A 13752-nucleotide genomic window follows, 5' to 3' on the forward strand; every position below is an offset into this window, starting at 1 on the left:
TCGCGGCGGGTCTTGACAGGTATCAAGGCACAGGCAGTTTTGACCTGCCGGGGTCTCCAGCCCAGGGATCGGGCTTAGGCGCGACGGCGTTGTAGCGGATGCGCACGGACTTTAGGATCGCGTCCCACACGGCCATGGCTTCGTAGTCGGTGAGCGAAGGGTTGACCGGGGCGGGTGTGGCAGGTCTCTGCCAAAGCGGTAGGTCGTAGCCTTTACGGGCAAATTCGGGAAGGGCCCAGCGCACCAGGTCCTCGGGTTCGTCGGGGTCAACCGGCTCCGCTTTCATGCCGCCTGCCGACAGCCGAAAGTTCATGCTTGGACGGGCCAGGGAGGGATTGTCGCGATAGTTCTCGGCCCCGAACAGTATTTGACGGTGGGTATCGTCACTGAAACCAATCAAGGATTCTTCCGCCGACATTCCGGCAAGCGTGATTTTGTTCGATCGCAGGTTTTCATAATCCCCGGCAAGGAAAACCCGCGCCCCTTCCTCGCCCCGGGTCTTTATGCTTTGGGTCTGACTAGGTGACAGCGCGTTGACATACACCTCCAACGACACATCAGAGGCAGGTGGACTGAACTCGAAGCTGGCAATTTCTTGATCGTGATGGCTTCGGATTACGATAGGTCCAAGCGCAAACCCCGCGCCTGCGTTTTCGGGGGACACTTTGAAGATTTCACTCGCCAGCTTGAGTAGGCGGGCTTCCACGGGGCGGGTATTGCCTTTAAATGAGTCGGCACGAAGCATGACGTAGACATCATCAATCAGAAGGTGGAGTTCGTGAACAAAGGTCTGGCGCCGGGTTTTACGCATGTAGTACTGCAACATGACACTTTGCTGTGTCTCAGCTGTGGCTGAAACCAGCATGGGAACACCGTTCATCTCATCATTCTTGACTGCCGCGATACGACCGGCGCGTTCGCGCAAGGCCGCATCAAAACGTTGCTGCGTCACACCCTCGCCCCACACACGCACCTCAACGGATGAATGATCAGCCCCCAGCCCGTAGTAGAGCTTCACATCCCCGCCTCCACTCCAGCTTGCAGGCAAGTCGATCAGGCCACGGCCCAGCGCCCAGGTGCGCATGTTGCTGGTCAGTTCGTACACGGTGTGTTTCTCCTGTTCACTGGGTTGTTTGAAAGCGGCGCAACCGCTGAGAAGCCCGAACGCCAGGCTCATTGCAAACGCGATCAGTTCACGCATAGGGGCCTCTTGGCGGTCGCCGCAATCTTGATCAGGGAGTAGAGGGTGAATTGCTGTGTTAACGGATTGGCGTAGGACGCCTCATGATCGAAGCCGGGTGCCTTGATTTGCTGGCGGATCGAGTCGTAACGCGCCCGCTTGACCGGCGCGCTGCCGGAACTTACCGGAACGGTGCCGTCACCCGATCCATCTTGCATTTGGCAATGCAGTTCCCAATAGCTGGTCTGCACGGTCTTGACCACCCCATCGGGATCTCCCCGTGGAGGTGGCACGGCTTCGGCTCGCCCCCCCACATACAACGGGCTGCGCCCATCGTCGCGCACCTCATGCATCTGCAAGCTGGACACGGTGAAGGCATCAGGGCTGGAGGCGTAGGGACCATTGAGGCGCGACCCGCGCAGCATTTTCCAGGTGATGGATTCGAAGCTGGGGTGTTTTTCGTCGCTACCGTAGTAGACATAGGTTTGGGGGTGGTATGCACCAGCAATGCACAAGTGGAAGCTTTTTGCTTTTTTTATATTTTTCGCAAATGTCTCCCACGTAATCGGATCCCCACCCTTCGGCGCCAACCACTCCTCACGCAGCAACCCCCACCAACGGTCACGCTGTAGGTAAATCTCATCGTAAGGATCTTTGACCGGCTGGCGTGGCATGGCTGAAACACCCCGCTCATCGACCAGCCTCAACCAACCCGGCGCATACTCTTGGGTGGGCAGTAATTGCAGGGCGCCGGGCGCCTGTGCAAACACGGCAGTCACTTCCTGGCCGCTCGGACCAATGACCGCACCGGCAATAGGGTCCTCGTCGCTCATGCCCACTTTGCAACGACGATAAGCGACCGGTGCGCCCGTGGCTGGCATCACGCCGTGGACCACACCGGCAATTTTGTCCGCCATGCCCGGCAGTTGCGCACATCGCCTTGCCACCAGCCCGCCCATGGAATGCGTCACCAGAATGACCTGCTGACAATTGCGACCGTACTGCCGCATCAGCTCATCAATGCGCTCGGCCAGCCTTGACGCAGCAAGTTCGTTGGAGTCCAGCCAGTTGTAGCCGCAGGCGTGCACCGGCATGCGGTAACCGGATCGCGCCAGTAACTCATCGGAAACCAGCGGCGGCAACTGACGGCCCAGGTCGGCGCCCAGCCCAGGCATGGCGATGGGTATTTCGGGTTTCAACTTGGTGATATGAATCGGCTCAGGCCCGACGGCCAGGGTATGCAGGTGCTCGGGCTTGATATCGAATTGTGGCCATTTGTGAGGCAGGAACTCACTATTGAGGGTTTCCTCCAGCCAAAGCAGAAACCCGTGATAACTGGTTTCGCTGACCTCGCCCCAACCGCGCTCTTTGTAGCGTTTGGCCAAGGCCAAGGCTGCACTCTTCTTGTCCTGCTCAGGCTTGACGAGGACCGTGCCTACGGCACGCTTGGGTACCGCACCGTCTTCATCAACCTGCGCACGCAGCGGATGCAGGATTTTTTGACGCTCGCCTGCCGTTTTGAATACCCAGTTTTTCGCCAACCACATATTCTTGCCCAGGAACCCCGCATCCAATCGCCAGACGGGAACCGCTTTTTTGTTTTTGTTTTTCTTTTCCTTCTCCTCCTCCGGCTTACTCTTCAAATTCGACCCCATGATCCCCGGCACAAAAATCACCGGCAGTATCCCGTCCGGCGGCAACATGCAAATCACCGGGTCAGTGATATGGCTGGGGGTCAGGGTCCAGGTATGCACCGGGTTGCCCCTGGCGTTATAGGACAAAGGCGCCACACGACGCTTCAAGGGGTTATCAACCATGGAGACTCTCCGCTATAGAGCCATTCCAGTGGGGTACCCACTCAGGTTGTTCGCCCAGGATGATCTGGCCGCGCAGGCGGGTGGTATTGGGCACGATGGATCGATAAGTCTCGACAGGAAGATAGGCACAAGGCCGGGAGACGCTCATAGGGGGTCCTTTTATTCTGCGACTGAGGATTGCTTTCCCCTCGACAAACGCAACGAAGGAAAAGAATCCGGGGCACAGAAATAAAACGGCGGCACACTATTGCGCCGCAACCCTTGCAAGGGGGAATCAGGAACGAAAAGGAAGCATCATCCAGCCAATCAACCAGCGTCTTACAGCGACATCCTATTCTTCAGGGAGGCACACCCAGCGAGCGCTGGGGTGCCCAAAAAGGCGACTGCTACGCAGCCCAATGCGTTGGTTACCCGGTGAGCGCCTACAGGGGTTGGAAGGCGTTGAATAGCATCCCGGCTGCCACCACGACACACAGGCTGGCAAAGCCGATTTGCAAGGCCCGCGCCGGCACCCGCGCACTCAGGCGCCGACCGGCAAGCATGCCGACGATGCTGGCACCAATAAACATCCAGCCCAGGGTGTCGATCACCACCCCGGCATGGAACGCACCGACCACGCCAATCAGGGAGATAAGGCTGATCACCATCAGCGAAGTGGCGACAATCCCACGCATCTGTACATCGGTCAGTTGCTTGAACGCCGGCACGATCAGAAAGCCGCCGCCCACGCCCAGCAAGCCGGACACCGCGCCGGTTACCGCGCCCAGGGCGGCCAGGGTCGCGGTGCATTTGGCGGTCCAGGAAAAACGCCCGGTCTGCTGGTCGAGCATGCAGTTCTTTTGCCCCCAGGACGCGGCGCCATGGTCGCTGGGGCCGGCCTCGACCTTCTCGCGCCGCAGCATGCGCCAGGCCACCAGCACCATCAGCGCGCTGAACAGGCCCATCAGGATCTTGTCCGGCAGTTGATGGGCGAAGAACACCCCCAACGGTGAGAACAGCGCGCCGAGCAACGCGATCAGCAACGCCGCGCGGTAACGCACCAGGCCATGGCGAAACCCATCCAGCGCCCCCACAGCCGCCGCCGCGCCTACCGCAAACAACGACACCGGCGCCGCTTCAGTCATGGTCAAGCCCAGCCCCAGCACCAACGCCGGGACCCCGAGAATCCCGCCCCCGGCACCGGTCAAGCCCATGACCAGGCCCATCATCACGCCAAAAAAACTTGCCAGCAGCATAGGCTTATCTCACTCCACCCTGGCCAGGCGGGTCAGCCATTCGCGCCCCTTGAGCATGCCGTTCCAGTAGAACCACGGCAGCAGCGTCGCCTTCAAGAACCACGCCGAGCGCCGTGCCACGGTTGGGTCCAGGGGAAAGGTCGGCAACAGCCGGCCGCCATAACCGAACTCGGCCAGCACCACCTTGCCCTTCTCTACCGTCAGCGGGCAGGAGCCATAGCCGTCGTACTTGAGCGGCAACGGCGCCTGTTTGCGCAGGGCCAGCAGATTCTCGGCCACCACCACGATTTGCTTACGCACTGCCGCAGCCGTCTTGGCGTTGCTGGTAGAACACACATCGCCGAGGGCGAAGATGTGCGGGTAACGCACCTGTTGCAGGCTGTGGGGGTCGACCTCACACCAGCCGGCGGCGTCGGCCAGCAGGCTGTGGCGGATAAAGTCCGGGGCCACTTGCGGCGGCACGACGTGCAGCATGTCGAAGGTTTTTTCCTCGACGCGCACAGTGCCCTCGGCATCCTTGACCTCGAACCAGGCCTTGCGCGCCGGGCCATCGACCTTGATCAGGTTGGCATTGAAGGCCAATCGCGCGCCGTATTTCTCGACGTAGTTCATCAACGGCGGGACGAAGGTCGCCACGCCAAACAACGCGGCGCCGGCCAGGTTGAATTCGACGTCGATGTTGTCCAGGTCACCTTGCTTGAGCCAATGATCGCAAGACAGGTACATGGCCTTTTGCGGCGCCCCCGCACATTTGATCGGCATGGCCGGCTGGGTGAAGATCGCCTTGCCGCCCTTGAGCTGCTGCACCAATTGCCAGGTGTAGGCCGCGTGCTGGTAGCTGTAGTTGGAGGTGACGCCGTTATGGCCCAGGGTCTGCTCCAGGCCTTCGATTTTCTCCCAGGCCAGGCGCAGGCCGGGGCAGACGATGAGGTTGTTCCACGTCACGCGCTGGCCGCTGTCGAGCAGCAGGGCCTGCTCGTCGGGCAGCAACTGGCTGACTGCCGCCTGGACCCAGGTCACGCCGTCGGGCAGTACCCGGGCCATGGGCCGCATGGTCTTGCGGATGTCATGGGCGCCGCCGCCCACCAGGGTCCAGGCGGGCTGATAGTAATGCTCGGCGCTGGGTTCGATCAGGATGATATTGAGCTGCGGGTCGCGCTTGAGCAGGCTGGCCAGCAGGCCGATGCCTGCCGAGCCGCCGCCGATGACCACGATGTCGCCACTGATGGTCGGTCCCCAGTGTTGGTCGTTCATAGTCCTGGCCTTTCTTATTGAAACAATGCACACAAGGGTCGCTGCCGTATGGCGTCACGCCCAGCTTTTTATCACCGCCCCACAGTACAGCCCGGAGAGGGTTTTCATCACTTGAATCACTTCGTGGCTGGCCAACCCGTAAAAGATGTACTTGCTTTCACGACGGGTCGCCACCAACCCCTCGTCACGCAGGATCCCCAGTTGCTGGGACAACGTCGGCTGGCGCACGCCGGTCATGGTTTCCAGCTCCCCGACATTGCGCTCGCCCTGGGTCAGCTGGCAGAGGATCAACAACCGGTCCTCATTGGCCAGGGCCTTGAGCAAGGTGCAAGCCTTGGACGCAGACGCTCGCAACCGGGCGACTTCACCTTCACTCAAACAGGATTCCATTTGCCTCGGTCCTTTGTCTCACTTAAGCTCAAAACATTATGTTTAAACGTAAAGTGAATATCACGCCTTTTTTTAACCATCAGGGACCGCCGTCATGCCTGCGCTGATTCAACCCTTCCTGGACGAGGCCTCGTCGACCTGGACCTACATCGTCTATGAAGCAGACGGCGGCCCGTGTGCCATTGTTGACTCGGTACTCAATTACGACCCGGCGTCCGGGCGCACCGACACGCGCCAGGCTGAGCAGTTGGTCGCGTTTGTCCAAGCCCATCGCCTGCAGGTGCAATGGCTGCTGGAAACCCACGCCCACGCCGATCACCTGTCCGCCGCGCCCTACCTGCGCCGTACCCTGGGTGGCAAGATTGCCATCGGCCAGTCCATCAGCCAGGTGCAGGGCGTATTCAAGAATCTGTTCAACCTGGAGCCGGCGTTTCGTGCCGACGGTTCGCAGTTCGACCACCTGTTCGCCCCCGACGAGGTGTTCCACATCGGCAACCTCAAGGCCCAGGCCCTGCATGTGCCCGGCCATACCCCGGCGGACATGGCCTACCTGATCGACGACCGCTTGATCCTGGTCGGCGACACCCTGTTCATGCCCGACGTCGGCACCGCCCGCTGCGACTTCCCTGGCGGCGATGCGCACCAGTTGTATGGCTCGATGCGCAAGTTGCTGGCTTTTCCCGGCGACACGCAGCTGTATGTATGCCACGACTACCCGCCGCAAGGCCGTGAGGCCAAGTGCCTGACCACCGTGGCCGAGCAACGCGCGGGCAACATTCATGTGCATGACGGGGTGGATGAGGCGGCGTTTGTGCAGATGCGCACCAAGCGGGATGCCGGGCTTGGGATGCCGACCCTGTTGTTGCCGGCGATCCAGGTGAACGTGCGGGCGGGGAATATGCCACCGGCGGAAGACAATGGCGTGACCTACCTGAAGATCCCCCTCAACCAACTGTGAAACACAGACCTTTGTAGGAGCTGTCAGCCCAGGTTGATGCCATTGGCCGGCAGCGGTAGTGCCGTCTTGTAGCGCACCTGCTTGAGCGCAAAGCTCGACCGGATGTTCGCCACCCCCGGTACCTTGGTCAGGAAATCCATCATAAAGCGCTCCAGCGACTGGATGGTCGGCACCAGCACCCGGATCAGGTAGTCGGGATCGCCGGCCATCAGGTAGCACTCCATCACCTCCGGCCGGTCGGAAATCGCCCCCTCGAACTGTTGCAACGCCAGTTCGTTCTGTTTTTCCAGGCTGACATGGATAAACACATTGACGTGCAGCCCCAGCAAATCAGCGTCCAACAAGGTGACCTGGTCACGGATCAGGCCCAGTTCCTCCATGGCCTTGACCCGGTTGAAACACGGCGTGGGCGACAGGTTGACCGAACGTGCGAGGTCGGCATTGGTGATGCGGGCGTTCTCCTGAAGGCTGTTGAGAATCCCGATATCGATACGGTCCAGCTTGCGCATGAGACAAAACCACCTGTTTATTATGTTTATGCAGATTTTTTATCCGCAAATGATCTCAGGCGCAACCAAACAGAGATAAATATTCTCCTCAGCCCGGCCTATGATTGTTGTAGGACAAGATTTCCCTTACCCGGGGACTGACTGTCAGCTAAGCGCGCCCACTATAAGAAATCCACAAGATCGAGCGTAGAAAGCCATGACCCAGCAATATGAACCGCTGCGCCTGCACGTTCCCGAGCCTTCCGGCCGCCCAGGTTGCAAAACCGACTTTACCTACCTGCGTCTGACGGACGCCGGTACGGTGCGCAAACCCGCCATTGACGTAGAACCCGCCGACACCGCCGACCTGGCCAAGGGCCTGATCCGTGTGCTCGACGACCAGGGCCAGGCCCTGGGCCCATGGGCTGAAGGCGTGCCCGTAGAAATTTTACGCCGCGGCATGCGCGCCATGCTCAAGACACGGATCTTCGACAACCGCATGGTGGTCGCCCAGCGGCAGAAAAAAATGTCGTTCTACATGCAGAGCCTTGGCGAGGAAGCCATCGGCAGCGCCCAGGCCCTGGCCTTGAACATCGACGACATGTGCTTCCCCACCTACCGCCAGCAAAGCATCCTGATGGCCCGCGAAGTGCCTCTGGTTGACCTGATCTGCCAACTGTTGTCCAACGAGCGCGACCCGCTCAAGGGCCGCCAGTTGCCGATCATGTATTCGGTAAAAGACTTTGGTTTCTTCACCATTTCCGGCAACCTCGCCACCCAATTCGTACAGGGTGTGGGCTGGGGCATGGCCTCCGCGATCAAGGGCGATACCAAGATCGCCTCGGCGTGGATCGGCGATGGTGCCACCGCCGAATCGGACTTTCACACCGCCCTGACCTTCGCCCACGTGTACCGGGCGCCGGTGATCCTCAACGTGGTCAACAACCAGTGGGCGATCTCCACCTTCCAGGCCATCGCCGGCGGTGAAGCCACGACCTTTGCCGGACGCGGCGTGGGTTGCGGCATCGCGTCCCTGCGGGTGGACGGCAACGACTTTATCGCCGTCTACGCCGCCTCTGCCTGGGCCGCCGAACGCGCGCGCCGCAACCTCGGCCCGACCCTGATCGAATGGGTCACCTACCGCGCCGGCCCCCACTCCACCTCTGATGACCCGTCCAAATACCGGCCTGCCGATGACTGGAGCCACTTCCCCCTGGGCGACCCGATTGCCCGCCTCAAGCAACACCTGATCAAGATTGGCCAGTGGTCCGAAGAGGAACACGCCGCGGTCAGTGCAGAGCTTGAAGCCCAAGTGCTCAGCGCGCAGAAAGAAGCCGAACAGTACGGCACCCTGGCCGGTGGCCAGATTCCAAGCGCCGCGAGCATGTTCGAAGACGTCTACAAAGAGATGCCGGAGCACTTGAAGCGCCAGCGTCAAGCGTTGGGGATCTGACATGAACGATCACAACCATAAAATCGAGTTGGAAACCGCCATGACCACCACCACCATGACCATGATCCAGGCCCTGCGCTCGGCCATGGATGTGATGCTTGAGCGCGACGACAATGTGGTGGTATTCGGCCAGGACGTCGGGTACTTCGGCGGCGTGTTCCGTTGCACCGAAGGCTTGCAGACCAAGTACGGCACCTCGCGGGTGTTTGACGCACCGATCTCCGAAAGCGGCATCGTCGGTGTGGCCGTGGGCATGGGGGCCTATGGCCTGCGCCCGGTGGCCGAAATTCAATTCGCCGACTACGTATACCCGGCCACCGACCAGATCATCTCGGAAGCGGCGCGCCTGCGTTATCGCTCGGCCGGCCAGTTCACCGCGCCGTTGACCATGCGCATGCCCTGCGGCGGCGGCATCTACGGCGGCCAGACCCACAGCCAGAGTATCGAAGCGGTATTCACCCAGGTCTGCGGCCTGCGCACGGTGATGCCGTCCAACCCCTATGACGCCAAGGGCCTGCTGATCGCCTCCATCGAAAACGATGACCCGGTGATCTTCCTCGAACCCAAGCGCCTGTACAACGGCCCGTTCGACGGCCACCACGACCGCCCGGTAACGCCGTGGTCCAAGCACCCGCAAGCGCAGGTGCCCGACGGCTACTACACCGTACCGCTGGACGTGGCCGCCATCGTGCGCCCGGGATCGGCCGTCACCGTGCTGACCTATGGCACCACGGTCTATGTGTCGCAAGTGGCCGCCGAAGAAACCGGGATCGACGCCGAAGTCATCGACCTGCGCAGCCTGTGGCCACTGGACCTGGAAACCATCGTCAAATCGGTGAAAAAGACCGGCCGTTGCGTGGTGGTACACGAAGCCACACGCACCTGCGGCTTTGGTGCCGAACTGGTGTCGTTGGTGCAGGAACACTGCTTCCATTACCTGGAAGCGCCTATCGAGCGTGTGACCGGTTGGGACACCCCCTACCCCCACGCACAAGAGTGGGCGTATTTCCCTGGCCCGACCCGTGTGGGCGCGGCTTTGCAACGGGTCATGGAGGTCTGAATGGGCACGCACGTTATCAAGATGCCGGACATTGGCGAAGGCATCGCAGAGGTTGAGTTGTCGGTATGGCATGTCAAGGTCGGCGACATGGTCGTGGAAGACCAGGTGCTGGCGGATGTCATGACCGACAAGGCCATGGTGGATATCCCCTCGCCGGTCCATGGCAAGGTGATTGCCCTCGGCGGCGAGCCGGGGGAGGTCATGGCGGTGGGCAGTATCCTGATCAGCATTGAAGTCGAAGGCGCAGGCAATACCAAGGAGTCGGCGGTGGTTGAGCACGCCGCGCCTGCACCGAAGGCCGAAGTCAAGGCGCCCGTGATTGAGAGCAAACCGCCAGCCAAGCCGGTGGCGGTGGCGGCAGCCCCGGCCCCTGTGGCCCGCGACGCCAATGAGCGCCCGCTGGCCTCCCCCGCCGTGCGCAAGCATGCGCTGGATGCCGGGATCCAGTTGCGTCTGGTACAGGGCTCGGGCCCGGCCGGGCGCATTCTGCATGAAGACCTTGAGGCGTATCTGCAACAGGGCACCACGCGGGCCTCGGCGGGCGCCAACCCGTATGCCGAACGCAACGACGAAGAGCAGATCCCGGTGATCGGCATGCGCCGCAAGATCGCCCAGCGCATGCAGGATGCGACCCGCCGCGCGGCGCATTTCAGCTACGTCGAAGAGATCGACGTGACCGCTCTCGACGACTTGCGCGTACACCTCAATGAAAAACACGGCGCCAGCCGCGGCAAGCTGACATTGCTGCCGTTCCTGGTGCGCGCGATGGTCGTGGCCTTGCGTGATTTCCCGCAGATCAATGCGCGTTATGACGATGAAGCCCAGGTCATCACCCGCCTCGGTGCGGTGCATGTGGGGGTTGCCACCCAGAGCGATGTCGGCCTGATGGTGCCGGTGGTGCGTCACGCCGAGGCACGCAGCCTGTGGAGCACCGCTGAAGAAATCACCCGCCTGGCCACTGCCGCGCGCAATGGCAAGGCCAGCCGCGACGAGTTGTCGGGCTCGACCATCACCCTGACCAGCCTCGGCGCGTTGGGCGGGATTGTCAGCACCCCGGTGCTGAACCTGCCGGAAGTGGCGATTGTCGGCGTCAACCGTATCGTTGAGCGGCCGATGGTGATCAAGGGGCAGATCGTGATCCGCAAGATGATGAACCTTTCCAGCTCCTTCGATCACCGGGTGGTCGACGGCATGGACGCGGCGCAATTCATCCAGGCCATCCGTGGCCTGCTCGAACAACCCGCCAGCCTGTTCCTGGAGTAAGGGCATGACTCAGACATTACAGACCACGCTGCTGATTATCGGCGGCGGCCCTGGTGGTTATGTGGCGGCGATTCGCGCCGGCCAACTGGGCATCCCCACCATCCTGGTAGAAGGCCAGGCATTGGGCGGCACTTGCCTGAACATCGGCTGCATTCCGTCCAAGGCGCTGATACACGTTGCCGAACAGTTCCAGCAAACCGTCCACCTGAGCCAGGGTTCGGCCCTGGGCATCGACGTGGATGTGCCGACCCTGGATATCCGCAAGAGCGTCGAATGGAAGGACGGTATCGTCGATCGCCTGACCACCGGGGTTGCCGCGCTGCTGAAAAAGCACAAGGTCCAGGTGATCCACGGCTGGGCCAGGGTCATCGACGGCAAGACCGTGGAGGTGGGCGACCAACGCATCCAGTGCGAGCACTTGCTGCTGGCCACCGGCTCGACAAGCGTCAACCTGCCGATGCTGCCGATTGGCGGGCCGATCATCTCGTCCACCGAAGCCCTGGCGCCGACCCGTGTGCCCAAGCGTTTGATCGTGGTCGGTGGCGGCTATATCGGCCTGGAACTGGGGATTGCCTATCGCAAGCTCGGTGCCGAGGTCAGCGTGGTCGAAACCCAGGACCGCATCCTGCCGGCCTACGACGCCGAGCTGACACAACCGGTGGCCGAATCCCTCAAGCAATTGGGGGTCAAGCTGTACCTCAAGCACAGCGTCACGGGTTTTGAAGGCTCCAGCCTGCAAGTACGCGATCCGGACGGCGACACCCTGGCCCTGGAAACCGATCAGGTGCTGGTGGCCGTCGGTCGTAGACCCAACACCCAGGGCTGGAACCTGGAAGCCTTGAACCTGGCGATGAACGGCGCAGCGATCAAGATCGACAACCGTTGCCAGACCAGCATGCGCAACGTGTGGGCCATCGGCGACCTGAGCGGCGAGCCGATGCTGGCGCACCGGGCCATGGCCCAGGGCGAGATGGTGGCCGAGCTGATCAGCGGCAAATCCCGGGAGTTCAACCCGGCGGCGATCCCGGCAGTGTGCTTTACCGACCCGGAACTGGTGGTGATCGGCAAGACCCCGGACGAAGCCAGGGCGGCGGGCCTGGATTGCATCGTTTCGAGCTTCCCGTTCACCGCCAATGGCCGGGCCATGACCCTGGAGTCCAAGACCGGCTTCGTGCGGGTGGTGGCGCGTCGTGACAATCACCTGATTGTCGGCTGGCAGGCGGTGGGGGTTGGGGTGTCCGAGCTGTCCACGGCGTTTGGCCTGAGCCTGGAGATGGGCGCACGCCTGGAGGATGTGGCCGGTACCATTCATGCCCATCCGACCTTGGGTGAAGCGGTGCAGGAAGCAGCCTTGCGGGCCTTGGGGCATGCGTTGCACCTGTAACGTCAATGCGATCCAAATGTGGGAGCGGGCTTGCTCGCGAATGCGGTGTATCAGTCAACATATCCACCACTGACCCACCGTATTCGCGAGCAAGCCCGCTCCCACACAAGCCAAGAATGAAGTATTGTTGCGCCCATCCAGAAATAAACCGAAAGCCTGCCTTCGACCAGGCGGTTGCGAAGAGATAGAGGGTGTCATGAGTAACGAAAGCATCAATTGGGACAAATTGGGTTTTGACTACATCAAGACCGACAAGCGCTTCCTCCAGATCTGGAAAGACGGCGCCTGGCAAGAAGGCACCCTGACCGACGACAACGTGCTGCACATCAGCGAGGGCTCCACCGCCCTGCACTATGGCCAGCAATGCTTTGAAGGCCTCAAGGCCTATCGCTGCAAGGACGGCTCGATCAACCTGTTCCGCCCGGACCAGAACGCCGCCCGCATGCAACGCAGCTGCGCCCGCCTGCTGATGCCGCAAGTGCCGACCGAAGCCTTCATCGACGCCTGCAAGGAAGTGGTCCGCGCCAACGAGCGTTTCATCCCGCCGTACGGCACCGGCGGCGCGCTGTACCTGCGCCCGTTCGTGATCGGTACCGGTGACAACATCGGCGTGCGTACCGCGCCCGAGTTCACCTTCTCGATCTTCTGCATCCCGGTCGGCGCCTACTTCAAGGGCGGCCTGACCCCGCACAACTTCCTGATCTCCGGCTACGACCGCGCTGCGCCGAACGGCACCGGCGCCGCCAAGGTCGGTGGCAACTACGCGGCCAGCCTGATGCCCGGCTCCCTGGCGAAAAAAGCCAACTTTGCCGACTGCATCTACCTGGACCCGGCCACCCACTCGAAAATCGAAGAAGTCGGTTCGGCCAACTTCTTCGGCATCACCCACGACAACAAGTTCGTTACCCCGAACTCGCCGTCGGTGCTGCCCGGCATCACTCGCCTGTCGCTGATCGAACTGGCCAAGACCCGCCTGGGCCTGGAAGTGGTCGAAGGCGACGTGCTGATCGACAAGCTGGCAGACTTCAAGGAAGCCGGTGCCTGCGGTACCGCAGCCGTGATCACGCCGATCGGCGGGATCGAGTACAAAGACAAGTTGCATGTGTTCTACAGCGAAAAAGAAGTCGGCCCGGTCACCCAGAAGCTCTACAAAGAGCTGACGGGCGTGCAGTCCGGCGACGTTGAAGCGCCGGCGGGCTGGATCGTCAAGGTCTAAGCCAACACTGATTGTAGGAGCAGGCTTGTGTGGGAGCGGGCTTGCTCGCGAATG

The 13752-nt window shown here is 61.5% G+C and carries 13 protein-coding genes; 6 read left to right on the forward strand and 7 right to left on the reverse strand.

Annotated elements, in window-relative coordinates:
• Window positions 1–22 precede the first annotated feature (22 nt).
• The 6 genes from HZ99_RS06075 to HZ99_RS06100 all read right to left on the reverse strand — a co-directional run bounded on the left by HZ99_RS06075 (window position 23) and on the right by HZ99_RS06100 (window position 5876).
• Window positions 23–1201, reverse strand: a complete 1179-nt coding sequence (locus HZ99_RS06075) for a T6SS immunity protein Tli4 family protein (RefSeq protein WP_051903085.1) — start codon at window positions 1199–1201, stop codon at window positions 23–25.
• Window positions 1189–2856 (reverse strand): esterase/lipase family protein, encoded by a 1668-nt coding sequence (locus HZ99_RS06080; RefSeq protein ID WP_235205567.1) that lies wholly within the window; start codon window positions 2854–2856, stop codon window positions 1189–1191. Before HZ99_RS06080 ends, HZ99_RS06075 begins: the two co-directional genes overlap by 13 nt.
• Window positions 2857–2989: 133 nt before the next feature.
• Window positions 2990–3145, reverse strand: a complete 156-nt coding sequence (locus tag HZ99_RS28890) for a hypothetical protein (protein ID WP_158484053.1) — start codon at window positions 3143–3145, stop codon at window positions 2990–2992.
• A 274-nt stretch (window positions 3146–3419) separates the two neighbouring features.
• Entirely contained in the window at window positions 3420–4232 is an 813-nt protein-coding gene (locus HZ99_RS06090) for a sulfite exporter TauE/SafE family protein (protein WP_038441840.1), read from the reverse strand.
• 9 nt (window positions 4233–4241) lie between these two features.
• Window positions 4242–5486, reverse strand: a complete 1245-nt coding sequence (locus HZ99_RS06095) for an NAD(P)/FAD-dependent oxidoreductase (protein ID WP_038441841.1) — start codon at window positions 5484–5486, stop codon at window positions 4242–4244.
• A 54-nt stretch (window positions 5487–5540) separates the two neighbouring features.
• Entirely contained in the window at window positions 5541–5876 is a 336-nt protein-coding gene (locus tag HZ99_RS06100; RefSeq protein ID WP_038441842.1) for an ArsR/SmtB family transcription factor, read from the reverse strand.
• A gap of 94 nt (window positions 5877–5970) precedes the next feature.
• Between HZ99_RS06100 and HZ99_RS06105 the strand changes: the two genes are divergently transcribed.
• Window positions 5971–6834, forward strand: coding sequence for an MBL fold metallo-hydrolase (locus HZ99_RS06105; RefSeq protein ID WP_038441843.1), 864 nt, complete (start codon window positions 5971–5973; stop codon window positions 6832–6834).
• Between the two features lie 23 nt (window positions 6835–6857).
• Here HZ99_RS06105 and bkdR read toward each other — a convergent pair whose 3' ends face one another.
• Window positions 6858–7343 carry a Bkd operon transcriptional regulator BkdR gene (gene bkdR / locus HZ99_RS06110; RefSeq protein WP_032860173.1) on the reverse strand — a complete coding sequence of 162 codons (486 nt, stop codon included), beginning with the start codon at window positions 7341–7343 and terminating at the stop codon, window positions 6858–6860.
• Between the two features lie 196 nt (window positions 7344–7539).
• Here bkdR and HZ99_RS06115 point away from each other — a divergent pair, with 196 nt between their 5' ends.
• The 5 genes from HZ99_RS06115 to HZ99_RS06135 all read left to right on the forward strand — a co-directional run bounded on the left by HZ99_RS06115 (window position 7540) and on the right by HZ99_RS06135 (window position 13698).
• The gene (locus tag HZ99_RS06115; RefSeq protein WP_038441844.1) at window positions 7540–8775 is read left to right on the forward strand and encodes a 3-methyl-2-oxobutanoate dehydrogenase (2-methylpropanoyl-transferring) subunit alpha; all 1236 of its coding nucleotides are present in this window, start codon (window positions 7540–7542) and stop codon (window positions 8773–8775) included.
• 1 nt (window position 8776) lies between these two features.
• Window positions 8777–9835: an alpha-ketoacid dehydrogenase subunit beta gene (locus HZ99_RS06120; RefSeq protein WP_038441845.1), complete on the forward strand. Its 1059-nt coding sequence runs from the start codon at window positions 8777–8779 to the stop codon at window positions 9833–9835.
• Window positions 9836–11098, forward strand: coding sequence for a dihydrolipoamide acetyltransferase family protein (locus HZ99_RS06125; RefSeq protein WP_038441846.1), 1263 nt, complete (start codon window positions 9836–9838; stop codon window positions 11096–11098).
• A gap of 4 nt (window positions 11099–11102) precedes the next feature.
• Window positions 11103–12482: a dihydrolipoyl dehydrogenase gene (gene lpdA, locus HZ99_RS06130; protein WP_038441847.1), complete on the forward strand. Its 1380-nt coding sequence runs from the start codon at window positions 11103–11105 to the stop codon at window positions 12480–12482.
• A gap of 196 nt (window positions 12483–12678) precedes the next feature.
• Window positions 12679–13698: a branched-chain amino acid aminotransferase gene (locus HZ99_RS06135; protein WP_038441848.1), complete on the forward strand. Its 1020-nt coding sequence runs from the start codon at window positions 12679–12681 to the stop codon at window positions 13696–13698.
• The last annotated feature ends 54 nt before the right edge of the window (window positions 13699–13752 follow it).

This window comes from Pseudomonas fluorescens, from assembly GCF_000730425.1.
GTDB lineage: Bacteria > Pseudomonadota > Gammaproteobacteria > Pseudomonadales > Pseudomonadaceae > Aquipseudomonas > Aquipseudomonas fluorescens_X.